The organism is Rhodococcus sp. AW25M09, assembly GCF_000333955.1.
Taxonomy (GTDB): domain Bacteria; phylum Actinomycetota; class Actinomycetes; order Mycobacteriales; family Mycobacteriaceae; genus Rhodococcoides.
In genome coordinates, this window is sequence record NZ_CAPS01000088.1 from 19232 (window position 1) to 42326 (window position 23095).

The following is a 23095-nucleotide window of genomic DNA, read 5'->3' on the forward strand; positions in this document are numbered from 1 at the left end:
CTCGGTCTTCGTTTCGTTCGCGTCCCTGTCGGTGACGGTCACGACGTGACCAGCGTTCCGATCTTCTCGCCGGACACTGCGCGAGCAATATTTCCCTGGACCAGCAAATTGAACACCAGCATCGGCATGTCGTTGTCCATACACAGGCTGAATGCGGTCGCGTCGGCGACTTTCAGTCCCTGTTCGATCGCCTCGCGATGGGTGATGGTGTCGTACATCGTCGCGTCGGGGTCCTCACGCGGATCGGCCGAGTAGACGCCGTCGACTCCCTTGGCCATCAACAGCACCTCGGCTCCGATCTCGAGCGCGCGCTGCGCGGCTGTGGTGTCGGTCGAGAAGTACGGCATTCCCATGCCGGCCCCGAAGATCACCACGCGCCCCTTCTCCAGATGTCTGCGGGCGCGCAGCGGCAGGTACGGCTCTGCGACCTGACCCATCGTAATTGCGGTCTGGACCCTGGTGGCTACTCCTTGCTTTTCCAAGAAGTCCTGCAACGCAAGGCAATTCATGACGGTACCGAGCATGCCCATGTAGTCCGAACGTGATCTGTCCATGCCGCGCTGCTGCAGCTCGGCACCTCGGAAGAAGTTGCCACCACCGATCACCACAGCGACCTGAACTCCGGTGGCCACCACTTCGGCAATCTGCTCTGCCACGTTGTTGACGACATCCGGATCGAGACCGACCTGGCCACCTCCGAACATCTCCCCACCCAGTTTGAGCATCACGCGTCGGAACCCGGGACGGTCAGGGGCCGGTTCGGTCATAGCTCTCCTCGGTACTCGTCGAACACTACGGTTTACTCAACGATCATCCTGCCTTATCGAGGCTCGGGTGGTGGACAGGGCTCCGGCGTCCACCCAACCTGCCCCGCGCACGAGCGATGCCGCCCACTCGATGGAATCGAATGAACGGCATCGCCTCGACCGGTGCGCAGACTAGCTGGCTCCGACCTCGAACCGAGAGAAGCGCGTGATGGTCACGCCTGCCTCGTCCAGAATTGCCTTGACTGTCTTGTTGCCGTCCTGCACCGACTTCTGCTCGGTGAGAACGACGTCCTTGAAGAATCCGTTGACGCGACCTTCCACGATCTTCGGCAGCGCCTGCTCCGGCTTGCCTTCTTCGCGAGCGGTCTCTTCGGCAATGCGACGCTCGGCGGCGACGAGATCCTCGGGAACCTCGTCGCGCGTGACGTATTTGGCCTTGAGAGCTGCGATCTGCATCGCAGCTGCGCGTGCGGCTTCACCCGCAGCGTCGCCATCACCGGTGTACTCGACGAGAACGCCGACGGCGGGCGGCAGGTCCGCGCTGCGCTTGTGCAGGTAGGTGGCAGTGTTGCCGTCGTAGGACACGACGCGGCGCAGCTCGAGCTTCTCGCCGATCTTGGCCGACAACTCGTTCAGAGCAGTGTCCACCGTCTTGCCGTCCATATCGAGCGCCTTCAGCGCATCGACGTCGGCAGGCTTGCCTGCGGCTGCCGAAGCTGCCACGGACGCGGCGAACGTCTGGAACTCGGCGTTCTTGGCCACGAAGTCGGTCTCGGAGTTGATCTCGACGAGCACTCCACCTTCGGCGACGACGAGGCCCTCGGCGGTGTTGCGCTCGGCGCGCTTGCCGACATCCTTGGCACCCTTGATGCGCAGGTGCTCGACGGCCTTGTCGAAGTCGCCGTCGGCCTCGGCGAGCGCGTTCTTGCAGTCCATCATTCCGGAGCCGGTGAGCTCACGGAGCCGCTTGACGTCGGCGGCAGTGTAGTTCGCCATGTTGGGCGAGCCTCCTCAAATGCTGGTACGGACGGTTACGAAATGCGGTTGAAAGGGTGCGGTCGACGGGCTCACAGCGAGCGCGAGGACAACCCTGGCATACCGAAGCGGTCCCGGCCCACCCCTGAGGGTGAACCGGGACCGAATTCGATCAAGCCTGAGCGGCCGGTGCTTCTTCTGCTGCCGGGGCGTCGGCTGCGGGAGCCTCTGCTGCCGGGGCGTCGGCTGCGGGAGCCTCTGCTGCCGGGGCGTCGGCTGCGGGAGCCTCCGTTGCCGGAGCGTCCGCTGCCGGTGAGGCCTGAGCGAGCTGCTCGAGCTCCCACTCGGCGAGGGGCTCGCCTGCGCCGACCTCGGGCTTGGCGTCGGATGCAGTGTTCTGACCGGCTCGCGCCTGCACGCCCTCGGCGACTGCGGATGCGACGACCTTGGTCAGCAGCGCAGCGGAACGGATCGCGTCGTCGTTACCCGGGATCGGGTAGTCGACCACGTCGGGATCGCAGTTGGTGTCGAGGATCGCGATGACCGGGATGTTCAACTTACGAGCCTCGGCAACCGCGAGGTGCTCCTTGTTGGTGTCGACGATCCAGATGGCCGACGGAACCTTGGACATGTCCCGGATGCCACCGAGGGTGCGGTCGAGCTTGGTCATCTCACGCGTGAGCATGAGGATTTCCTTCTTGGTGCGTCCCTCGAAGCCACCGGTCTGCTCCATGGCCTCGAGCTCCTTGAGGCGGACCAGACGCTTGTGCACCGTCTGGAAGTTGGTGAGCATGCCACCGAGCCAGCGCTGGTTCACGTAGGGCATGCCCACGCGGGTTGCCTCAGCGGCGATGGACTCCTGCGCCTGCTTCTTGGTGCCGACGAACAGAACCGTGCCGTTGTGGGCAACGGTCTCCTTGACGAACTCGTAGGCCCTGTCGATGAAGGTCAGAGTCTGCTGCAAGTCGATGATGTAGATGCCGTTGCGGTCGGTGAAGATGAATCGCTTCATCTTCGGGTTCCAGCGACGGGTCTGGTGTCCGAAGTGTGTGCCGCTGTCGAGCAGCTGCTTCATTGTTACTACAGCCATGGCTGAAGAACTCTCTTTCGATGGTGCGGTTGACGCAGAGTGTCGGTGACCTCTGCCCTGGCGGCCGCTGAAGTCGCCGGACCTACGAATCACGGAGATTCGAGGACCGCCGGCAACCAGTTCTCGTATCGGTTGTTCTGCCGAAGCAGTCGATGCGATGACGCGGACGCGCGAAGTCGACCCGTGCACGCACAGGTCGCACTGCCGAGTGTAGACCTGCCCCAGCCCCCGTCATAACCAGGCCCGACTGTCAAGAGATTGCAATGCCTGTGGACAAACAATTTTCTTCTGCACAATTCGGATTCACGTTCGTCTCGGTGCCCCGAATCGAGAGATGGTCAACGGGTGATCATCGCTTCGGCACTGCGGATTCTGACTATGTGCGTCGTGGCAACCGTCTACTTCTCCGTGTCGTTGGCACCGGCGGTAGCGGGTGATTTCGCCTGGCCGCTCGCTCCGAAGCCGCACGTCGTCACCCCGTTCGACCGTCCGGAGCAGAATTGGCTGCCCGGCCACCGCGGCGTCGACCTCGCCGGAGAAGCGGGCCGGTCGGTCCTGGCGGTCGCCGACGGCACGGTGGTGTTCGCCGGGTCGGTCGCGGGCAAACCCGTCGTATCGGTGGATCACTCGGGCGGACTGCGATCGACATACGAGCCCGTGACGGCCTCGGTTTCAGCCGGCACACGCGTTCGCCGCGGAACGGTACTCGGTGTCCTGGAATCAGGCCACTACAGCTGTTCGTCGACCTGCCTGCACTGGGGCATCCGGCGCGGTCGTGACTATCTCGATCCGACGGCACTGGTACACGCGAGTCCGATCAGGTTGAAGCCCCTCGACACACCGCTCAGGTGACGTTCAGCGTTGCGGTCCGGAGTGTCGTCCGGCTGCGGCGGGAAAGTCGTCGGCCACCATGGCGGCCAGTTCGACGAATGCACTGCGCGTCTGCGGGCGCAAGAGATCGAGATCGACCACGGCACCCTCGGCCAGATGCTCGTCGAACGGAATCACCAGCACAGCGCGACAGCGCTCGAGGAAGTGCTGCTGAAGCAGATTCATGTCCACCGCCGACGAACCCGGCCGCACCGAACTGATGACGACGACAGTTCGCTCGACCAGGTGCCCGTAGCCGTGCAGCTCGAGCCAGTCCAGAGTCGCCGCAGCACTGCGGGCACCGTCTACCGCCGGAGAGCTGACCAGTACGAGCGCATTCGCCAGTTGCAGTACCCCGTTCATCGCCGAGTGCATGATGCCGGTGCCGCAGTCGGTCAGGATGAGGTTGTAGTACACCTGCAGCATGTCGATGACGGCTCGATAGTCCTCTTCGCCGAACATCTCCGACGCCGCGGGATCGCGCTCTCCTGCCAACACTTCCAAACGGCTCGGGGCCTGCGAGGTGTGCTCGCGGATGTCGGAGTACCGACGGATACGCGGCCCGGCGGCCAGCAAGTCGCGAACGGTCGAGGACGTCTGTCGGGGAACCCGCTCTCCCAGGGTGCCGAAATCGGGATTCGCGTCCACGGCGATCACGCAATCTCCACGCAGTGACGCAAAGGTCGAACCGAGACCGAGCGTGGTCGTCGTCTTGCCCACGCCGCCCTTGAGTGACAGGAACGCGATCCGGTAGTCGCCCAGCACAGGCTGACGGATGCGCTCGACCTGATTTCGGAATCGCTCTTCCGCCGTCGACTCACCGGGATTGATGACGCCGCCGGTGAGCCGGTGCACGCCTCGCCGCCAGCCGGAGTTGGACGCTCGCTTGGGACGCTTGAGCAGCGAATCCGCGCCCAGATCCTGACTGCTCGGTCTGTACGCATTGGGTGCGCCTGCCCACGGCTGCGCAGACCACGCATCCGAAGGAGCCGGAAACTGCTGTGCGTGCGGCTGCGCAGGCTGATGCCGTCCTGGCTGCACCGGTGGCGGTCCTGGATCGACCGGACCGGGCTGAACCGGCACCGGTGGGTTGTACCGAGGTGGGACCACCCGCCGGTCACCGGAGTCGGGCATCTGCCACGGAGGGGGCTGGCGAGGCGCGGATCGGGATGTCGGCGACGGGCCCGAAGAGGCGGGCCTGCCACCGTTGTCTCGGGCGTCGTCGGTGCGGTCCACAGAATCCTGCTGCCCGGCGGCGGAGCTCTCACGGACATGCATCGACCACGTCTCCGAAGTACCTTGCGGTCGGTCGCGGTCCACGGTCCCCCGTATTCGGTGTAGTGAGTCGGTCACGACGCTACCAAACGTAGCGCCGCCGACGCTCGGATCACGCGCGAGGGTGAGCCTGATCATGGACGGCGCGCAATCGTTCCACCGACACATGTGTGTAGATCTGTGTAGTCGCGAGAGAGGCATGTCCGAGTAGCTCCTGCACCACTCTCAGGTCGGCACCGCCCTCCAGGAGGTGGGTTGCCGCGGTATGGCGTAGGCCGTGCGGACCCAGACTGGGCCCACCGGGAACGGTGTCGAGCACCGCATGCACCGCGGTCCTGGCCTGCCGTTGGTCGAGTCGCCCACCCCGCCGACCCAAGAGCAACGCGGCACCGGATCGATCACCGGCGAGTTCGGGCCTGCCGTCGATCAGCCAGTTCTCGAGGGCCTGCGCTGCCGGCGCACCGTACGGTGCCGAGCGTTCCTTGTTGCCTTTGCCCACCACGCGGACCAGGCGGCGCTCGGTGTCCACGTCGTCGACGTCGAGTCCGCACAGTTCTCCCACGCGTACCCCGGTTGCATAGAGGAGCTCCACGATCAGCCGGTCTCGCAGCGCAATCGGATCGAGTTGGGCCGCACCCGACTCGGCATTGGTCAACGCCTGAGCCGCTTGATTGTGGCGAAGAACACCAGGCAGGGTGCGATGACTCGGCGGTGCTGCCAGGCGTTCCGCCGGTCCGACCTGCACCGCTCCCACCCGTTCGAGCCACTTGCCGAAGGTCCGCACCGACGAGGTTCGCCTCGCCATGGAGGTTCGGGCCGAGCCTGCAGCCGAGTACGTCGCCAACCACGAACGCACCGTCCGCAGATCCAGATCCGAGATCGTCGCATTCGGCGTCGACGCCGCAAGATGCGTGAGCAGAGATCGAGCATCCGTCACGTAGGCCCGAATCGTGTGCTCCGAGCGCTCTCGACCGAGTCGGAGATGTTCGGCGAACTCCTCGACGTGGACACCGAGGTGAGGCGGCAGCGAATCGGTCATCGGCTCAGCTTGGGCGCTTCACTGCTGCACGACAACCGGACACGCCGACGTAGCCGAGTCGGGCGCGGCTCATGCTTCGACCTCGGTTCAGGCGTCCACGCCGACTTCGGCCTGCGCGAGTTCGCGCTTCCACACTCGGAATGTCTCCTCGGTGCGCCCTCGACGCCAGTAGCCCGATATCGATGCCCATTCCGCACCGACCGCACGCTCCTTGCGGATGTACGGCCGGATGTTGTGCATGACGGCCTGAGCTTCACCGTGCACGAAGACCTGCACCTGCCCCGGCAGCCATTCCGTCTCCTTGACCGCTGCGATCAGCGGAGCGTTGTCTCCGGCTCGGTCGTCGCCGACCTCGTTCGAAGCTGCACCCCGGTGGATCCAGGTGACGTCGACGACGGCGAGCGTCTCCATGTAGATCTCGTCGTGGCGGTCGGCGACCTCGATGAAGACCTTGGCGATCGCGTCGTCCGGCAGTGCCTCGACGGCAGCAGAGATCGCCGGAATCGCCGATTCGTCGCCGGCGAACAGATGCCAATCTGCGTCGTCGCGCGGCGAGTACCCGCCGGACGGGCCGAAGAACGACATCTCGTCCCCCGGCTGCGCTTGGGTTGCCCACGGCCCAGCGACTCCTTCGTCTCCGTGAACGACGAAGTCGATGGCAATTTCACGCGCAACGGTATCGACGGAGCGAACTGTGTACGTACGCATGATCGGTTCCTCGTCGGTCCCGAGGAACAGCTTGACGTACGCGTCGGTCTGGTCGATCGTGTCGAAGTCGTCGAAGTTCGCACCGCCCAGATAGACCCGATGCATGTGCGGAGTGAGCGCTTCGGTACGCAGGACGGACAGGGTGGTTTTCTTGCGTGGCACTTCGGACCCCTCTTCGAGCGAACGACGCCGATGCCCACTGCACCGACTAAGCATTACCTAACACTCTACATTCGGTGCCGAGGAAGCGTGGTACTCAGCCGCGCACCACCCGGAACCATCCGGTCTCGTCACTGGCCACGAAGCCGTCCAGTTCCAACACGGGCAGTGCTGCGCGCACTTTGCTCAGCGGCACACCGGAGTGCTCGGACAGCTCGCGACTCGACAGCGATCCCGTTGCAGGAAAGGCGTCGTAGATCAGCAGAGCGGTATCCGAGAGTGCATCGGTCTCGCGGAAGAGATCGGGTCGCGATTCCTCCGGTGATCCCAGAGCGCCGGCCTCGGCGACGACGTCGTGGGAACTCGAGACCAACACGGCCTCACCGTCCCGGATCATGCGATGACACCCTTTGGACGTGGGCGAGGTGACCGGACCGGGTACCGCGAGCACGGGACGGCCCAGTTTCGCCGCCCACGCCGCAGTGTTGCGAGCACCGCTGCGCCACCCGGCCTCGACGACCACCACAGCCGATCCGAGTGCCGCGACGAGTCTGTTGCGGGCGAGGAACCGATGTTTGGCCGGAGTGGTGCCCGGAGCGTATTCGCTGAGAACCAGACCATGAGCCGCGATCTGGCGCAGCAGTCGAGAGTGGCCGGCCGGATACGCGCGGTCGACGCCACAGGCGAGCACCGCCATCGTCGTGCCCTCGACTCCGAGAGCTGCCCGATGCGCAGCAGCATCGATCCCGAAGGTTCTATCGCGTGTCTGCACTGTTGCTCGATTACCCTGTATTTAAGCCTAATCCACAGGTAGGACTACGTTTAGAAGCTCAGCTTACATGCAACAGGCCAGAAGTCACCCCGACGGCATTGTCTAACCGCAGGGAAGGCCAGTTGCAGGCTGACAGGTTGGAACATGCCACCGTGGCTTTTGCCGTGTCCATTGTGCTGGTGAGCAGCCCAACGCCGACATTTTAGCGACATCCCCAACTGCAGCTAACTGGCGAAAATGACTGCGAAGCAGAGCAATTGGCTTCCAGGAGGCGAGGTTCTGAAACTGGAGCCGACGACCGTGATGAAATTCATCCCCCGCAAACAATTTCCCGCAACGTCTTGCTCTAGTCAAGCCAAAAGCGGCGGTTCTGAAATCCCGCCACCGTGATCAATATCGATAACTGCGCCAACGCTTTTCGGGTCAGATCGAGGTGGCCGTCGGCAGTGTTGTGATCGGCGTTGTCGGGGCGGAGCTACGCTGCGACAGGTTCACCAGTTCCGTCGCTCCCGTGGTCGACGAACGCGAGCAGCGGGGTGAAGTCCGAATCCTCGTTTGTAAGTAGGCGCAGCTGATTCCTTCTCTAAATGTGCCCGCCCTTTCTTGAACTCGGCGCGGCGTTCGCGCGCGGTGGCGATGTCGGCGATGCAGTCTCCACCGACCGCCAACGCCGTCGCAAGATCGAGCACGACTTTCCTGGGGTCGAACCGCGCCAACGGTTTCCGCCAAGACGCCAGGCCCGTCGACAACGCGGACGCCAGCCCTGTGGCCTCTGCCGTCCGCAGCTACGTGAGGGCTCCGGCGTGCGACACAACACCGGTCCCGGTGGCATGGACGGACAGGGCGGGGAACGACGACGTTGACTAACTCACCGGAACGGTGCTCCTTGAACTCGCTGGATTGGTACTTTCCCACGTTCAATTTTCCCAGTTCAGGGCGACGAGTTGCCCTCGCGACGACCTCCTCTGTCTAGGTGAGCGCGGCCGCTTGGCGCAACACCTGGCAATTAGCCGCGGTTGCTGCGCGGAGCTAAAGCCCTCCGGCTGTGAGCGCCTGACAAGGCGGGCACCGGCCTGGACCCGGTCGCTCGCGTCGACCCGTCCGCCCGGACGAAGCGCTTGTGGGACGGCGGGTTTAAGCTGCGCGTCGATGCCGAACTCGGCGCACACGGCGTCGAAGCGCTCTTGAAACTCGTCGTGCTCGGGCCGTCGCAGCACCCACCCGTCGCGCAGCGCACTGCGGTACCGCTGCGTGCGAGGAAGATCGATGGGTTGGGCCTGCGGCAGGTCGGCGGGCGGGAGCACCTATACCGGCACGATCAGCAGGGTCAGCGCGCTGCGGTCGATCGTGGTGAGGGTGACAGTCACGGCGTTTCTCCTGCTCGGACAAATCTGCGGCGACGGTAGGGGTTGCCTAATCGCGTCGATAGCGTTCCGAGGTCGGCTTCGCCGACGCCTCTCGGTCCGGTACGGTCGCACCGCGAAACGCGGTGGTCAGCTGCTCGGGTGAAGGAATGCAATGTCCGGTGGTGCTGCCCCGAACTGGACGACAGTCAGGGCATGTTCTGCGGCGCACTCTCCGTCAATATCCAGGCGAATGACGTACTCCCCGGCTTCGAGGAACACTGCGTCGATGTCGGTCACGAACGTCCACGGCACGATGCCATTGGGGTACTGCCACTTGTCGCTCTCAAGCATCGGGAAACCGGAAAGTGTTTCGGACTTCCTAGCCCGATTGACACGCTTAGTGCCATCGAGAGCTACGACGGTAGTGGTGAGGGTATGGGACCGAGTGATGTCGACGGGACGCCAGTGGATTCGGCCGAGCATGTAGAAATCGCCCGGATGGGGAAATCCGTTCGGGGCCGACAGGATGTCGAATCCGGCGTTGGCAATCGAGTAAACGGCCTGGCCCGGGTCGACTTCGTAGTGATAGCACAGCTGCACGAATTCGAGCCTGGGGTCGATGGCGGGTCCGACTCGGTTGCGCTGCCCGTATCGAGTTTGTATCCAGTCGGCCGCAACCTCGATCGTGCGGTCTGGTTCGCTGTCGCTGGCGAACAAATTTCCGGCTACGCACCGAACGAGCGCTTCGGAGTCGGCATCACCGATCCGGGGCATCCGATGGCCGTTGAGGGTCAGGAACGTCATTGCCGCAAGCCATGCGGTGCGCTTGTTGCCGTCGGTGAAGTATTGAGTGCTGGCAACGCTGTGGATGTACGCAGCAGCCTTGGACCAAATGTCCGGATAGATTTCGGTTCCGAAGGCTTCGGTCTGCGGGCGGTGTGCGGCGGATTCGATACCCGCGAGGTCTGCAACGCCCGCCCCTGCGCCACCGTGTTCTGCGTTGATGGCGATCAGTGCTTCAGCGCTCAGATAGCGAGTCACTTCGCCAATCGAGTCAAAAGCGTCTCCCACCGGCGGGCTTCGCCACGTGCCAGACGCAACGTCTCCTCGAGGTCTGCAACTTCGGAGGCGGACGGCGACACACCAAGCGAGTGCAGCTCGACATCGTGTTCGGTGTTCACCTGTCTGACAGTACCGGCCATAGGCCAGGCGCAGCAGATACTGCTGCGTTCTCGGCGCATTAAGCCTTCGAATCCGTCGGGCCATCGCAGCGAACTGAGTCGCTTTGCCGCCCTGCCGCGCACCGGATGACAAGCGCAACCAGCAGCTCCCACCTAACGCTTATCGCGGTTGAAGCTTCCGCGACGTGCAGGCAAACCCACCCCCAGGCGGCAGCATGCGCGCCAGCCAACGACACACACGATCGTGGCGTCTTCGCGGACAGCCAGTGCAGGATGCTAAGTCTGAATGGGCGTCTCCGATAGTTCCTGCGGATCATTTTCGGCTTGCTGGTTGGCCAACGACGGCAGTATCTGGTCGCCGGCTCTGAGAACGAGGATCTCGTTGCGCGGTAGGCGGTCAACCAGCTGCCTCATTAACTGTTCGGAGTAGGCGCGGTTCAGGTTGGTTGCGACGTAGATCGGCGTGTCACCTACCTGGACTACCCGCGGATTGGTGTGAGCCTGAAGATCGCTTCGCTCCAAGGCAATTGCGTGCTCGATGCATGCCTCCTCCGGTCCCAGTTCGTCGGCGACGAGCCGAGTCAACTCTCGGACAGCGCGAGCGGCCGCGATGGGACGAGTGCGCTCTTTGCCCTTGGGCGCCAGGACATAGATGGTGAACCTGCCGTCCACTCGGCGAAGTCGCAGCCTCAGAAGTTGTTGTCGAGCCTCGTTCGGCGCTGCAGCGTCGACATATTTACGGGTGAAAGCTGCGAGGAGCTCGTCATCGAGGCGGCGCGTGGCGGATACCGGGATGGGATAGTCCATCAGAGAGGCGACCTCGTCCGGGTCGTTCTGATCCAATACGGTCTGCAATTCGGCCACGGTGCGTATGCCGAGAGTGTCGAGCTGATGGAGTAGCTCCTGCGCCGCCTCTTCACTACCGGGCGCGGCACTCTGATACCGGTCATTGATCAGGGAGGTCAGAGTGTCGAGATCCAGTGACCGATCGTCCGGGTCAGCGAGGCCATCTGCAGCTTCGCTTGCACTGTCGTCAACACCTTCGTCAGCCTTCGCCGTGTTCTCGGAACTTGGCACGAGAAACTCATCGATCTCGTTGAAAACTTGATCGAGATAGCGCCGGAGGCCGCCAGCCTCAATAAACCATTGGTCTACGCGTTTCCGCGGACCGGGCTCCAAGTTTCTGTAGGCCGCCGATTTGTAACGTACGTCATGCTCGTACTCCGCCCATGCATGACCGGCCACTGTCCGAATCTGGACCTCAAGACCCGGTCGCTTACGTAAGTACGCCCCAAGGTCGGGGTAGCGCGCGTTCAGGTGCGGCAGTTCAATCGAGGTCACGACTAAGTGGTCGCTGTCATATCCGTTGTGCTTCTCTTTGCCCGGATTCGCATGATCCCGAGTCTTGGATCGCGTGGTCAACAGGCTCAGGAAGTCTCTCCGCGCTCGCGTCGTGTACACAATCACCCTCGCCGCCACGCAGTCGTCGATCTCAGAGAGTGGATTCCGGTACCTGATCGCGCCAGTGCTGTCGTCAGTCCGACTGCACTTCTCCATGTATGAGGTCAGACTCTTCGCCCGCGTCTCGATGGTGTGTACCGGGATCAAACCCTCGGTCGACAGCTCGTACAAAAAGCCCCGCATCTGGTCCGCGGCCTTCTTCAACTGGTCCTGCTCATTTGCGAACTCCCACACATGCGCCGGCACGGTTTCAGTCGCGCCCGACTCCTGATCGACCATTCGAGAATTCTTTCAGACAGTCGCTGAGGTTTCGCGCACAAGTGTTCTTGTGCGGATCGAATAGTTCAGGATGCTGCTCGACCGGCCAGGGCCGTCTTCTGAGTCGGCAAACACAGCCACGGGGTCGGGTTTCTGGCCGTGGTGTGGCTTGACCAGGCGGTCGTACCATCCGCGCACATCCTCAGCGTTACTTGAAGCCGATGCGGTCGCCGCGCAGCGCCATCAGGTCGAAGCAGCCGCGCCGGAGGACAAAAAACTAGCATCGGACCGTTCGCGGTGTGGTGTCGGCGGGACAGGGGGGTGCGCCGCGGGCAGTTCGCGGAGAGGAAAACCGGTCCAACGATTGGGCCGGCGGGTGCAGCGCAACACTGTCTCAGGCTCAGGCCGCCCACCGGTGGGCATCGGCCCGGGCCTGGTCCAGGGCCGCCTCGAGGGGGCGGCCCTGCGCGATCCAGTCAACCGCGCTGCGACCATTCAGCTCGGGTTGCGGGCTGTGCAGCCATACTGCGCAGGTCCAGCGGTCGGCAGCCGCGCGCAACGTCGCCCACAGAGTGAGCAGAGCTGGCTCCGTCGTTTTCGAGTCGGTGAACTGTCAGGTCGGATATGCCCACTGGCCTCCGTCGAGTTGGCACGCGATGATCGTGCCCGCGGCGACCGCTTGGTGTATCGCCTGACGGCTTACGCCTCGCCACTGGGTGAGGCCGGCGGTGTCGTAGAACGTGCCGATGAGCCGGTCATAGATTTGGATGGTCGGTAGTGCTGGGCAATCGCTTCGACGTCGTCGAAGACATCGGCCGGTACGCCGGCGGCGCGAGCATCGGCAAACGTCCGATGTACCGAGCGTGTGAGCAGGTCGATTAGCTTGCGTTCTTGCTCGGTGAGGGTGTTCATGCGAGATCTCCTAGGTGTAAACCACGTCAATCCGAGTGTCCGTTCTAGCGTCGACCAAGTCACAGGCTGGATTGGATCAGCAGCAGCGTTTTCGGACGTCGCGGAGCGCCCCATTGAGCTGGGCGGCTCCGTACCGATATTGCTGGCAACAGCATTCCTACTGCTACGCTGACGCGGCGCTGGGGGGGCGCGACGGGACTTGTCCGGGGGGAATACCGATGTTGACAGTTGATCTCGATGCACTGCGGGCACTGGGCAGGGCGCTGACAGTCACCGCCGATGCGGTGGGGTCGTTGGATCCGGTGGCTCCGATTGTGGCCGCGGCCGATGCGATGCCGAATTCGGGCTTCGGCGATGTTGCCCGGTCCGCTGCGATTCCGACCCTCGCCGCCTATCGCGGAGTGGCGGATCGTATTCGAGACATGTCGTCTGCGTCGTTGGCCTCGGCAGAGAGCTACGAGGACACCGACCTGGATTTCCGTGATCAGCTCATGCGTCTGAACGGCGATCATCGATGAGCGCGACGGTCTCGCAGGTTCGCGGATGGAATCCGATTGCACTCGTCGATATCGCTTCCAGTCTCGCGGCGGTGAACGCAGAATTCGACGACTTGGTCAGCGACGTCGGCCGTGCGACGAGGGATGGCCTGAGCCACTGGGAAGGGGACGCGGCCACAGCTGCGTCTGCTCGATCTGTCGCTGATCGGCTGGCCGCGACCCATCTTGTCACCGCTGTGGACGATCAAGCCAGCGAGTTCGGCACGGCGGCAGGGCTACTGACCGAGGTGCGGACGTCGACTCTTGCGGCTGTCGAGGCTGCTACTGCCGGTGGATTTGCAGTCGCCGATGCAGGTTCAGTCACCGCCCCCATCTGCTCGTCCGGCAACCTCGTCGCAGATCTGTTGCTGCAAAGCAGTTTCGATGAGCAAGCGCGCGTACACGAGGCCGCGGTGCGTTCTCTGTTGCAGAGCTCAGCAGACGTGGACCGAATGTGCGCTGCATCGCTGCAACGTGCGATCGATGCCATCGCAGAGATATCGGCGTCGCCCGGTGGGCCGGATCGCTACAGCGACGTTGTTCGAGACATCCTCGACGGCAATGCTTTTCTGCCGGACGATCCTCGAGAGCTCGCTGCGCTCTGGGACGGATTGACGCCGGCCGAGAAAGACGGTCTCGCGGTCTGGGACCCAACGATCGGCAACCGGGACGGATTACCGGCGGTCGACAAGACACGCTTGAACGAGGACTTGCTCGTCCCGATCACCGCAGCGGCGGAAGTTGACCTTGCCGCTGTCGAGGCTCGTCATCCTGATTGGGCCAGAGGGGAGAACGTGCCGCCGAGCGAAGGCGTTCTCGACGACGAACAGCAGGCTCTTCGCAAAGAATGGGAGAGCTGGACCGGCGATCGTGAGAAGGCGTCCAGTGCGGTGGCGGGTCTTCACGAAGTGCGTGACCAGCTCGACCGCGACGGCAGAGTTCCCACGTTCTTGTTGAACATCGACGACCAGGGCCGAGGCGCGATTGCGCTCAACAATCCTGATACCGCGCACAACGTTGCGACCTATGTCCCGGGGACGGGGACCGAGTTGTCGAAGATGGGCGGGGACATGGCGCGCGCCAACGATCTGCTGGCGACAGCGGATCGTGTGGATCGAGACAGCAAGAACTCGGTTGTCGCGTGGATGGGGTACGACGCACCGCCTGGGCTGTCCGACGCCGCGCAGACAGGATTCGCCGACGCCGGCGCTCCCCGACTGGACAGCTTCCAGGACGGTCTGCGCGCGGCACACGACGGTCCTCCCTCTCACAACACCGTCATCGGCCACAGTTACGGCAGCACTGTCGTTGGGCATGCGATGAGCGATGGCGGCTCGCTCGATGTCGACAGTGTCGTGTTCGCAGGGAGCCCCGGGGTGGGGGTGACCAGGGTCGGGGAGCTGGCACTCGACGGGATCGCTGCGGATCGGATGGCTGATCACGTGTTCGCCACCGCTGCCCCGGCCGACCCGGTGACGTGGATCGGGGTGCTGGCACCGGAAGTAGCTCATGGCGGGGATCCGACCGGAGAGGTATTCGGGGCGAATGTCTTCGAGAGCGCGCCGGGCAACAAGTCGATCGACATACCGGTGCTGGGTGACGTCGGGTTCGACCCCGACTCGCACAGTGACTACTTCAAGTCAGGCACACCCTCCCTGCTGTCGATGGCACAGATCATGACGAACACAGGAAATGTCGAATGACCGTTCGGACCGTCCGGGGCAAAACCAGAACATCCCTCGCGATCGCACTCAGTTGTGTTCTTCTCACAGTCGGGTGCTCGCAGAACGGAGCAGATGACGTGGACAGCGCACTGTCGCAGGAGCAAGCACTGAATCGGACCGTGGAGGTGCTGGGACGGTCACTATCGGTTTTGCCCGAAGGCGCGCGACTGGATGTCGATGATCCGAACTTCCCGCAATCGAGTCTTCCCACAGGAGGATTCGCACCCTGCTACACAAGCAACACCATCGTCGACGGGCCGCATCGGTTCAGCGCCAGCTATTGGGTGGTTTTCGGTGGCGTCGGGAGGGACGATCTCGACCTGTTGCTGTCCACCTGGGCCGAGTGGGGCTGGACCGTCGAGGATGACAGCAACGACGGAGGAAACTCGGCGACTGCGCGAACACCCGATCAGTATGTGGTCGATGCGCTGCTGAGCACGGACGGCGGGTTGAGCTTGGGCGGGTCCTCGCCGTGCTTCGCAATCGAGGCCGGGCATACCCCTCCGCGGGCCGTGGCTCCTCTGGTGATCGAACAACGATGAGCAGCCTGCCTGACGCGGACGTCGAAGCGCTCACGGTCAAGGCCGCCCGCGTGCATCGATCCCTTTCGCAGCTACGAGGCAGGGCCACATCGAGGGACGGCGACGTGACGATCGAAGTCTCCATCGATGGCCGAATCACCAAGATGGTTGTTTTGCAAGGGTTCTCGCGCACGAGTCCGGACGCTGTCGCCGTCGTGATCGCCCGCACCCACAGCGAAGCACTCGCCGACGCGGAAGCGGCGGCATCGGAAGTCCGGCGGGAACTCACCCAAGACTATCGGGTGGCCAGAATAGTGGATCGAATAGCGGCGGAAGGTCCGTCGCTCCATGTGGACAACAACTGGACCAATGATCGAAAGTCCATCTACGACAAGTGGTAGAAATATCAATGGATCGCGTCCTGAGCCTCGCGACGGCTTTTTCTGCGTGAAAGTGATGTCGAATGATGGCGCGGTGGGCGTCCTCCCGTCGTCGTTGACATTGAGCCAGGACTAGATAGGGGGAAGTGGTTCAAACGCACCGTGGCCGGACCAACGCGCTCAGGGCTGGCTTCACCTGGTGCCGCGAACACGCCATCAGCACCCATCCCGCCGAAGCTGGACTCGGATGGGACGTGCGCACCTCCCGTCACCGACTCGCCGCCCCTTGATAGCCGCAAGACCTCAGCCGGACGGCCCAAGGTTGCCGCTGCAGCTGCCCGTGCGTCCATCGCCATCCGGGAACGCAGCGAACGCGAAGTGCCTCAGTGGATCCGTGACGCCGCAGCGGGCCGCCCGACCACCCCGCCGGCAGAACAGCCCTGACACCGGCCACCGTCGCAGACCTTACGAGCGGCGAAAGGATGTCGTTGATGCCATCGCTCGACATCGGCCTCACCGATATAGAGCAACAGGGCCTGTAGAACGCCGCGGAACGCGAGAACGTGTCTCCGAAAACGTTCGCACACAACGCGGTCACCGCAGCAGCCAATTCGAGGAGGCGTCAGATCGCTGAGGCGTCCAAGAAGGTCGTTACGGTCTTGGCCGACCTCAATCGCAGACTTGCTTGAAGGTCTACTATCTCGATGCGTTGACATGCTCACCGTACTGGCGACACACTCGAATCCGTACTCGGTCGTCGTAAACGGAAGCGGATTTTGTGCAACTGCTGCTCTCGTACAAATCTATGTCGCGAAGGACTGCCGAGTTACGTCAATTCCTGGTCGGATTCTCCGAGCAACGAGCCGGCGGGAACCCCGAGCACTTCGGCAATGTCGAACAGCCGCTCGTAGAGCAGCCCGCGTCTACCGTGCTCGACATGTATGAGCACGTTTCGTGTAACTCCCGATTCGAGCGCGAGTGCCTCCTGCGTCAAGCCCTGCTCGATCCGTAACTGACGGATACGAGATCCCACCTGTCCTCGGTATTCTTCCCATCGGCGCGCACGCGCAGGATCTGTCTGATTCGGTCGCGTAGGCACTCGTCAAGTACGACAATTCGGTATACATAAGTCTGCCCTACTAGTAGGTCTCTCTGTTGCCATTGAAGACTGCGGTAGCCGCTTCCAGGAGGTACACCAGTGCGTGCCGACAATGATGGGGACGCCGCCTTGCAGGCCAACTCCGCAGCTCAGCAGTGGCTCGAGAGAGTTGCACTACCTACAGAACCGCGAATCATCGCAGTTCTGGCCCGAGCGTTCGCGCCACATGCCTACGGTTCTGGCCGCGAGGCTTTGTCGGCACCCGATCCAGATACGGCAGAAGAAGCAATTGTCGTCTCGCTACTTCGGGCTGGTCAGGTTCCCACACCTCGATCCGTCCGCGCGCAACTGAAGCAGGCTGGAACGAGAACACCCGTGTCAAAGCATGCTGCAGACAAAGGATTTAAGGTCTCCGCTGACCAGTGGTATGAGCACATCGATGCATTCGGCCCGGTCATATCGACCGCAGTAGAACAGTTTTGGGTCGACAACAGTCGCGGCCCACTGCGAAGCGAAGCCTTCGCAGTGGCAGCGGTCGTCGCGTTCTCGCAAAAACACAACCTCGCTTATCCGACCAACTCGCAGCTGCGATCGATACTTAGCGCGGAACTTCACCGCACAGGCTGGCTTGTCTCTAACCGGAGCCGACGGTCGCTCTGTGCCGGGCCAACCCACTTCGCCGTCCTCCGCGGAAGACCAGGTCGACGAAGTTCATACAAAATCGGCCAGCAAGTTGGACGGTTCATCGGTAAATTCAGGTTCCAACATCACCGCAGTCCCACGTGGAACCAACTCGCTAGCCTCACCAAGAACGAACGCGACCTCCGCATCTTTGCGAGCGGCATCGATGCGCAAGCTCAATCGAGATGGTTGCTCACCCAAGAGTGGATCAGGATCGAGAACGGAGAAATCCGACGCGGGGCACGAGCCAAGGCAGAAACGGCACGACGATCGGCAGGTCGTCAAAAAAGCTGGGAACAAAAACAGCTGGGATAAGTTGCTCGAGTCGTTGATGAGGTCGAGTCGGGCGACCGCCAGGCCGACTTCGCATGAGCGACGTGTCACGGCCTCTATCGGGCTCGCGTCCGAAGCGCCGGGAGACCAGATCGTCCGCGGCGGCAAGGCAAGGAACGAGGTCGAGGACAAGTGACCAGCAACGGTGTGCATTGGGTTCGCGCGGCTCTCCAGGTGAATCCCTACGCGCACGAGAGTCGGAAAGCCCCGGAGAGCGTTTTCGCGAACGAGGAGGAGTCTCCACGAGCTGGACTTGTTCACGGTGTCCGCGGATCCCACTGTGGCACCCAACAAAAGCCGGAAAACAAGACCGCCAAGCCACCCGACTACCTCAACGCCGTGCATCAATACTGCCGCCTGCAAGAACTGCCGACCGGCTATCAACGGTCGGTCCACTTCGCCAGCGGATGGCAATATGACGATCCCGATCCGATGCCCGAACTCCGCAGGGAGTGGCAGTCTCGTCGAGACGACCAGGACCGCGAGCGCTGGGCCGCCGAAATAGCCGGGCCGAACGCCAGCGCCGCGCACAATCCCGCCTCGAGACCGCGCAGGCAACGGGCCGCATCCGCGCCGCGATGACGGCAGCCCGCGGCGGAACGGGGGTCGCCTAATGCGCTGGCGCAGACGTTCGCGGTAGGCGTATCGGGGAGGAGTACGGACTGGCGCAACGATTTCGAGGTCACCTCGGATCCGCCGCCTGCCGCAGTGCGGCCGACTGTAGGCGGTCTCGACCTATGATTCGGAAGCCCAATCGGTCTAGACGAGAATCGCGCCGAGCCATCTGGCCAACGCCCGCTGACAGTCGAGCAGATGTCCGTTCGCATTCGATCACCGTCGTGATCCTGAATTGGCGGGGAGGTTGTCGGCAGTCCGAGTTACAGTTCCGGTTACACCCTACGTATTATGGACTCATGAGAGGAGTCGTGGTTGCCGATGCCAGTTGAGCATGAGGTGTACGCGAAGGCGCCTTTGGTCCTCGTAACCGCTCAGCTTCGCTACGCGCACGAACCGAAGCTGAACGTGCCGGAGGTGCGGGACGTTGCCGCCGAGGTCCTGCGGAGGGTCCTTCCCGTTCTCGACGTAGAATCAGTTGAGGACGAGGCTGGCGAAATCACTCGCCAGCTGCGTGCGACAAACGAACAGCGTTCAATCACTGTAGTAATCAGTTCCCAAGCTCTGACAATTGACGCAACGGAGTACACACACTTCGTCAGCTTCTCGGACCTGTTGGGGGTTTGCCTTAAAGCCCTTGAGAAGGCTGTCGGCAATCTCTACGTCGAGCGGGCTGGACTTCGATATATCGATGAAGTTCGTCCGCCAGGCATAACCCTCACCCACGAGTGGGACCGGTGGATTGCGCCTCAGCTTGTTTCCGCCGCGAACCTGGTTCCCAGTCGAACACCGGAGCGGTTACTCGGGTCGACAGCGTACGAGGTCGCAGCTCGTGTTTTTCTTGTCTTCCAGTGGGGCCAGGTCGTGGGGCATTCAGTCGTGGCTCCGTCGGAGGTGCGGACCACCCCTGCCGAGCCGGGGAAGTTTTTCGTGCTTGATGCCGACGCGTTTTGGGTCCCCGAATCTCCGGTAGCAACTGCGCCTACAGGCATACTTGAAAAGTTCAAGGAGTTACACGGCCCCGTCAGCGAGATCTTCCAAGCTTCGCTGACCGAGCAGGCGCGATCTATGTTCAGGGGGGATTCAAATGACTGAGACACAGTATGAGGAGGCGCGCGCCGCGGCAATGCAGTCGGCCGCGAACTTTGAGGATTCGGTGGAGTCAGTGCAAGCCTCGATACAGTTTGCTGCGGCATCAGTGCGAGCGACGCTGTTAGCCGCACAACGCCGTTTGACGCTTACCGCATCCGAAGCCGGAACAGGACGATCCGCGCAGCAACTCATCAACGAGTTCCTCAGCGCAAATTCTGAACCTTGGCGCGAGACCCAGACCAGCCCCGAACTGCTTGAGGCCCAGTGGCGCGAGCGTCGTCAGCATTCGACGGGGGCCGCCCGCAAGGACGCTCGGGACCATTTAGCGCACTATGCCAAGCGCATTGCCGAGGCGTCGGATCGCAACTCGACGCGCGCAGTGACCGACATGCTCTCCGAACTGTCTGACCACGGCGTCGCGTGGTCAGACCTTGCCGCAACTCTTGGAATCAGCGTTCCTGCGCTGCGTAAGTGGCGGAAGAACACGAACGGGACGACGCCGGAGAATCACCGCAGGCTCGCGCAGCTCACCGCGTTCTACGCGCGGCTAGCGGAGCTGGTTGCATCCCCCGCGCGGTGGATGTCGATGCCGTTGGTCGATGGCTACAACGTGACGCCAGCTGACGTGTACTCGCCGGACAACGGAGCGCGTCTGCTGGATCTGGCGGCCGGCAACGTGGGAACGACTGCCGAAGGCGTGCTTGACGCGATCATGGCGGACTGGCGCGACAAGTGGAGGAGCGAGTACGAGGTGTTCGAAGCGGCTGACGGCGAGCTCTCGATGCGCCCCCGCCGGACTGAGTCGTAACGGTGGACTACCTTGACACACCGGTTGACGATCTCGACGTACCGGTTGACGATCTCGGCCGGTTTCCGGGGGTAGACGCCTTCTACGAATATCGCGGAGAGCCCGGCTCCGACGACGGGCCCCCTATTTGGTTGCCGGTGCAGCAGGGCGACGTCTTCCGCGAGGTATCAATACCTGGTTTCGAGGAGCCAGGCTCGGAGGCGCTAGCCATGGTCTTCATGCATCCGTGCGTGATGCGCAAGGGGGCAGTGCTTGCGGACCACATCACTGTCTTTCGAGTGATCAAGAAAACCACGAAGAAACGTCCGTACGAGCGGTTCGCGACGACGTATTCCGCGATCCCCCTGCCCGAACTTCTCGGACCGGAATCAGGCGTATACGCCGGCGAGTTCCAGATCGTCGGGACGGTGACAGGAGCTGCACTAGATCGATCCAACCGAGTCATGTCTCTATCAAAAGAGGGTCGACTTCTACTGCAACAGAGGGTGGTTCATCATTTCACCCGTCATATTCCACCTCTGCACGACCTAAGAAACCGTACGCGAGGGGTCGAGCGTGAAGTAGAGCTACTCACCGACTGGTGCGAGGCAGCGTGTGGCACCAGAGGAGATACCAATGATGTGGTCGCGGAGGCCGAAAAAGAGTTCGATGAGTACCTGAGTGCGGGGGACCGACGAGACCGCTTACGGGACGAGGACTCCACCAACACGGTCGTCGCCGACACTCACGGAGAGATTCGGCGCAGGTACTAAGACTGCCCGCCGCGGAATCAGCGGTGAGCGTCGCCTCTCCAGGTCTTTCTCAGACACGAGTCCTCACCCTCGCATGTTGTGGTGAGATTCGATTCACTAGCAAATGGAAGCAGCCGCGGGAATTGAGCTCGGCTTCCACCTTCGACATCCCAGCGAACCAGGTCGAGCGCGTCAGCGATTGCCTTGCGCAAACTCGGGCGGATCGTCCGATCCCCGTAGAGTTCGCCCAATCGTCAATAGCTATCCAGTCGGTACGCGTCGTCCCGCGGTTTCGTGTGACGAACAGCAAGATGGGAGAGACTACTGCTGCCGACTCATCGAACGAGTTATTTCTGCTGCAACGGCGACAGGGTCCTCGTGCTCCGAAAGCGCAGAACTTCCCATCCCGCCTCGCGAGGCGGCGGTCGGTGTCCCGATCGTGGGCATTGCTGGCGTCGAGTTTGTCGCGCCACCACTTCGCGTTCGACTTCGGGCTCGTCGCGTGAAGAGGGCAGCCGTGCCAGGAGCACCCATCGATGAGCACCTTGACTTTGTACCGCCGGAAAAAGATGCCGGTCCGGCGGCGCGGTGAAGGTTCCGGTTGCGCATCAACGCTGTAGCGAAGCCCTTCCGTGTGAAGTAGTCGACGCACCGCGACCTCGGGAGCGTGTCCCGTCGACGGATGGCGCGCACGCGGTTCGCGGCGGCCGGACTTGATGGCTCCGGCCCGAGTGGCATGAGTAGAAAGTGCCCGGTGTCGATCAGCCGAGACCCGAGGTCCGTGGCCGATTCGCCGCGTGGCAACGAGTAAACGTCCGACCCCTGCCGTACGGTCTTTCAAGAGGCATAAGTGGAGGTTAAGTGGACGCGGTAGGACTTTTTGCTGGCACCGGTGGATTGGAGATCGGTCTCAACCAGGCTGGATTTACGACGACGCTCATGTGTGAGATCGATCCCGCTGCTCGACAGGTGCTGAACTCTCAGTTCGACGGAGTAGACACGGTCGACGACGTTCGGAAATTGCGCGCCCTTCCCAAGGGAACGGAATTGGTCGCGGCGGGTTTTCCCTGCCAGGATCTCTCGCAAGCAGGCAGGACCGCGGGCATCACCGGCTCTCGATCAGGCCTCGTCGGCGAAGTGTTCCGCCTCATCAAGCGGAAGCAAGGCCCGCGGTGGTTGCTGCTCGAAAACGTGCCCTTTATGCTCCAACTTGATCGCGGCGCCGCGATGCACCATCTGACGCAATCACTCACCGAGCTCGGCTACAACTGGGCGTACAGGGTGGTTGACGCACGGGCATTCGGACTCCCGCAGCGCCGGCACCGCGTTGTTCTGCTTGCCTCCCGCGACGAGGATCCCCGCACGGTTCTATTCAGCGGCGACGCGCAGCCGCAAACCGAACTCCGCAACGGCGACGACCCATGTGGCTTCTACTGGACCGAGGGTAGGACCGGTCTCGGTTGGGCCGTCAATGGAGTACCTACGATCAAGTCAGGATCGACGGTCGGCATCGCGAGCCCTCCTGCGGTCTGGCTTCCCGGCCGCGGCATCGTCACACTCGGCATCAAAGGTGCCGAGAAGCTTCAAGGCTTTCCGGTCGGTTGGACGCTCCCGGCGGTCGACGCTGGTGCCCGCGCCGGAAGCCGATGGCGGCTGGTCGGCAACGCCGTCAGCACGAGAATGTCGAAGTGGGTAGGCGAGCAACTCATCGAGACTCACCAGCCATACGACGGCCAATCAGATCTCGAAGTCGCCGGCCGGT

General features: G+C 62.7%; 22 protein-coding genes and 2 pseudogenes. 10 read left to right on the forward strand and 14 right to left on the reverse strand.

The window, feature by feature from the left end:
• Positions 1-38: 38 nt before the first annotated feature.
• The 3 genes from pyrH to rpsB form a co-directional block, all read right to left on the reverse strand.
• Positions 39-767: a UMP kinase gene (pyrH, locus tag RHODMAR_RS17990; protein WP_008717218.1), complete on the reverse strand. Its 729-nt coding sequence runs from the start codon at positions 765-767 to the stop codon at positions 39-41.
• Between the two features lie 171 nt (positions 768-938).
• Positions 939-1763 (reverse strand): translation elongation factor Ts, encoded by an 825-nt coding sequence (gene tsf / locus RHODMAR_RS17995; RefSeq protein WP_008717219.1) that lies wholly within the window; start codon positions 1761-1763, stop codon positions 939-941.
• Positions 1764-1914: 151 nt separating this feature from the next.
• Positions 1915-2832 carry a 30S ribosomal protein S2 gene (rpsB, locus tag RHODMAR_RS18000; protein ID WP_008717221.1) on the reverse strand — a complete coding sequence of 306 codons (918 nt, stop codon included), beginning with the start codon at positions 2830-2832 and terminating at the stop codon, positions 1915-1917.
• Between the two features lie 345 nt (positions 2833-3177).
• Between rpsB and RHODMAR_RS18005 the strand changes: the two genes are divergently transcribed.
• Complete coding sequence (locus tag RHODMAR_RS18005) at positions 3178-3684, forward strand: M23 family metallopeptidase (protein ID WP_008717223.1); 507 nt, start codon at positions 3178-3180, stop codon at positions 3682-3684.
• Positions 3685-3687: 3 nt separating this feature from the next.
• Here the strand turns inward: RHODMAR_RS18005 and RHODMAR_RS18010 are convergent, their stop codons facing one another.
• The 9 genes and pseudogenes from RHODMAR_RS18010 to RHODMAR_RS29150 all read right to left on the reverse strand — a co-directional run bounded on the left by RHODMAR_RS18010 (position 3688) and on the right by RHODMAR_RS29150 (position 12813).
• Positions 3688-5055, reverse strand: coding sequence for a MinD/ParA family ATP-binding protein (locus tag RHODMAR_RS18010; RefSeq protein ID WP_332307784.1), 1368 nt, complete (start codon positions 5053-5055; stop codon positions 3688-3690).
• 34 nt (positions 5056-5089) lie between these two features.
• Positions 5090-6016: a tyrosine recombinase XerC gene (locus RHODMAR_RS18015; RefSeq protein WP_008717225.1), complete on the reverse strand. Its 927-nt coding sequence runs from the start codon at positions 6014-6016 to the stop codon at positions 5090-5092.
• Positions 6017-6103: 87 nt separating this feature from the next.
• Positions 6104-6886, reverse strand: a complete 783-nt coding sequence (locus tag RHODMAR_RS18020) for a siderophore-interacting protein (protein ID WP_008717226.1) — start codon at positions 6884-6886, stop codon at positions 6104-6106.
• A gap of 94 nt (positions 6887-6980) precedes the next feature.
• Positions 6981-7634, reverse strand: a pseudogene (locus RHODMAR_RS18025) (DNA-processing protein DprA); the annotation flags it as partial.
• 421 nt (positions 7635-8055) lie between these two features.
• Positions 8056-8497: pseudogene (locus RHODMAR_RS29145) on the reverse strand (IS1380 family transposase); the annotation flags it as partial.
• A gap of 651 nt (positions 8498-9148) precedes the next feature.
• A complete protein-coding gene (locus RHODMAR_RS27055) occupies positions 9149-10042 on the reverse strand; it encodes a type II toxin-antitoxin system death-on-curing family toxin (RefSeq protein ID WP_051048153.1) in 894 nt (297 codons plus the stop codon).
• Complete coding sequence (locus RHODMAR_RS28310; RefSeq protein ID WP_157226137.1) at positions 10039-10182, reverse strand: hypothetical protein; 144 nt, start codon at positions 10180-10182, stop codon at positions 10039-10041. The genes RHODMAR_RS27055 and RHODMAR_RS28310 overlap by 4 nt, the downstream gene beginning before the upstream one ends.
• Before the next feature lie 276 nt (positions 10183-10458).
• Complete coding sequence (locus RHODMAR_RS18045) at positions 10459-11922, reverse strand: hypothetical protein (RefSeq protein ID WP_008717233.1); 1464 nt, start codon at positions 11920-11922, stop codon at positions 10459-10461.
• Between the two features lie 678 nt (positions 11923-12600).
• A complete protein-coding gene (locus RHODMAR_RS29150) occupies positions 12601-12813 on the reverse strand; it encodes a hypothetical protein (RefSeq protein ID WP_232433699.1) in 213 nt (70 codons plus the stop codon).
• 218 nt (positions 12814-13031) lie between these two features.
• Between RHODMAR_RS29150 and RHODMAR_RS18055 the strand changes: the two genes are divergently transcribed.
• The 4 genes from RHODMAR_RS18055 to RHODMAR_RS18070 all read left to right on the forward strand — a co-directional run bounded on the left by RHODMAR_RS18055 (position 13032) and on the right by RHODMAR_RS18070 (position 15995).
• Positions 13032-13331: a hypothetical protein gene (locus RHODMAR_RS18055; protein ID WP_008717243.1), complete on the forward strand. Its 300-nt coding sequence runs from the start codon at positions 13032-13034 to the stop codon at positions 13329-13331.
• Positions 13328-15052 carry an alpha/beta hydrolase gene (locus tag RHODMAR_RS18060; protein ID WP_008717244.1) on the forward strand — a complete coding sequence of 575 codons (1725 nt, stop codon included), beginning with the start codon at positions 13328-13330 and terminating at the stop codon, positions 15050-15052. The genes RHODMAR_RS18055 and RHODMAR_RS18060 overlap by 4 nt, the downstream gene beginning before the upstream one ends.
• Before the next feature lie 98 nt (positions 15053-15150).
• A complete protein-coding gene (locus RHODMAR_RS18065) occupies positions 15151-15615 on the forward strand; it encodes a hypothetical protein (RefSeq protein ID WP_232433700.1) in 465 nt (154 codons plus the stop codon).
• Positions 15612-15995, forward strand: coding sequence for a YbaB/EbfC family nucleoid-associated protein (locus tag RHODMAR_RS18070; protein WP_008717246.1), 384 nt, complete (start codon positions 15612-15614; stop codon positions 15993-15995). Before RHODMAR_RS18065 ends, RHODMAR_RS18070 begins: the two co-directional genes overlap by 4 nt.
• A gap of 805 nt (positions 15996-16800) precedes the next feature.
• On the opposite strand, the gene RHODMAR_RS18075 is transcribed toward RHODMAR_RS18070, so the two are convergent.
• Positions 16801-17073: a helix-turn-helix domain-containing protein gene (locus RHODMAR_RS18075; RefSeq protein WP_081606042.1), complete on the reverse strand. Its 273-nt coding sequence runs from the start codon at positions 17071-17073 to the stop codon at positions 16801-16803.
• A gap of 1146 nt (positions 17074-18219) precedes the next feature.
• On the opposite strand from RHODMAR_RS18075, the gene RHODMAR_RS28315 reads away from it, so the two are divergent.
• The 4 genes from RHODMAR_RS28315 to RHODMAR_RS18095 all read left to right on the forward strand — a co-directional run bounded on the left by RHODMAR_RS28315 (position 18220) and on the right by RHODMAR_RS18095 (position 21354).
• Positions 18220-18669: a hypothetical protein gene (locus RHODMAR_RS28315; RefSeq protein WP_008717254.1), complete on the forward strand. Its 450-nt coding sequence runs from the start codon at positions 18220-18222 to the stop codon at positions 18667-18669.
• Between the two features lie 354 nt (positions 18670-19023).
• Positions 19024-19797, forward strand: coding sequence for a TIGR04255 family protein (locus RHODMAR_RS18085; RefSeq protein ID WP_008717255.1), 774 nt, complete (start codon positions 19024-19026; stop codon positions 19795-19797).
• A complete protein-coding gene (locus tag RHODMAR_RS18090) occupies positions 19790-20602 on the forward strand; it encodes a hypothetical protein (RefSeq protein ID WP_008717257.1) in 813 nt (270 codons plus the stop codon). The genes RHODMAR_RS18085 and RHODMAR_RS18090 overlap by 8 nt, the downstream gene beginning before the upstream one ends.
• 2 nt (positions 20603-20604) lie before the next feature.
• On the forward strand, positions 20605-21354 hold the full coding sequence (locus RHODMAR_RS18095; RefSeq protein WP_008717259.1) for a hypothetical protein: 750 nt from the start codon (positions 20605-20607) through the stop codon (positions 21352-21354).
• A 49-nt stretch (positions 21355-21403) separates the two neighbouring features.
• On the opposite strand, the gene RHODMAR_RS29505 is transcribed toward RHODMAR_RS18095, so the two are convergent.
• Positions 21404-22174: a hypothetical protein gene (locus RHODMAR_RS29505; RefSeq protein WP_442970068.1), complete on the reverse strand. Its 771-nt coding sequence runs from the start codon at positions 22172-22174 to the stop codon at positions 21404-21406.
• A gap of 20 nt (positions 22175-22194) precedes the next feature.
• Between RHODMAR_RS29505 and RHODMAR_RS18105 the strand changes: the two genes are divergently transcribed.
• Positions 22195-23095 (forward strand): DNA cytosine methyltransferase (locus RHODMAR_RS18105; RefSeq protein ID WP_008717261.1); only part of this gene is annotated, 901 nt, incomplete at its 3' end.

What these genes read in the sequence shown, in the direction of transcription:
- pyrH (WP_008717218.1), bottom strand. Translation starts at nt 767, where the DNA reads ATGACCGAACCGGCCCCTGACCGTCCCGGGTTCCGACGCGTGATGCTC.
- tsf (WP_008717219.1), bottom strand. Translation starts at nt 1,763, where the DNA reads ATGGCGAACTACACTGCCGCCGACGTCAAGCGGCTCCGTGAGCTCACC.
- rpsB (WP_008717221.1), bottom strand. Translation starts at nt 2,832, where the DNA reads ATGGCTGTAGTAACAATGAAGCAGCTGCTCGACAGCGGCACACACTTC.
- RHODMAR_RS18015 (WP_008717225.1), bottom strand. Translation starts at nt 6,016, where the DNA reads ATGACCGATTCGCTGCCGCCTCACCTCGGTGTCCACGTCGAGGAGTTC.
- RHODMAR_RS18045 (WP_008717233.1), bottom strand. Translation starts at nt 11,922, where the DNA reads ATGGTCGATCAGGAGTCGGGCGCGACTGAAACCGTGCCGGCGCATGTG.
- RHODMAR_RS29150 (WP_232433699.1), bottom strand. Translation starts at nt 12,813, where the DNA reads ATGAACACCCTCACCGAGCAAGAACGCAAGCTAATCGACCTGCTCACA.
- RHODMAR_RS18055 (WP_008717243.1), top strand. Translation starts at nt 13,032, where the DNA reads ATGTTGACAGTTGATCTCGATGCACTGCGGGCACTGGGCAGGGCGCTG.
- RHODMAR_RS18060 (WP_008717244.1), top strand. Translation starts at nt 13,328, where the DNA reads ATGAGCGCGACGGTCTCGCAGGTTCGCGGATGGAATCCGATTGCACTC.
- RHODMAR_RS18070 (WP_008717246.1), top strand. Translation starts at nt 15,612, where the DNA reads ATGAGCAGCCTGCCTGACGCGGACGTCGAAGCGCTCACGGTCAAGGCC.
- RHODMAR_RS18085 (WP_008717255.1), top strand. Translation starts at nt 19,024, where the DNA reads ATGCCAGTTGAGCATGAGGTGTACGCGAAGGCGCCTTTGGTCCTCGTA.
- RHODMAR_RS18090 (WP_008717257.1), top strand. Translation starts at nt 19,790, where the DNA reads ATGACTGAGACACAGTATGAGGAGGCGCGCGCCGCGGCAATGCAGTCG.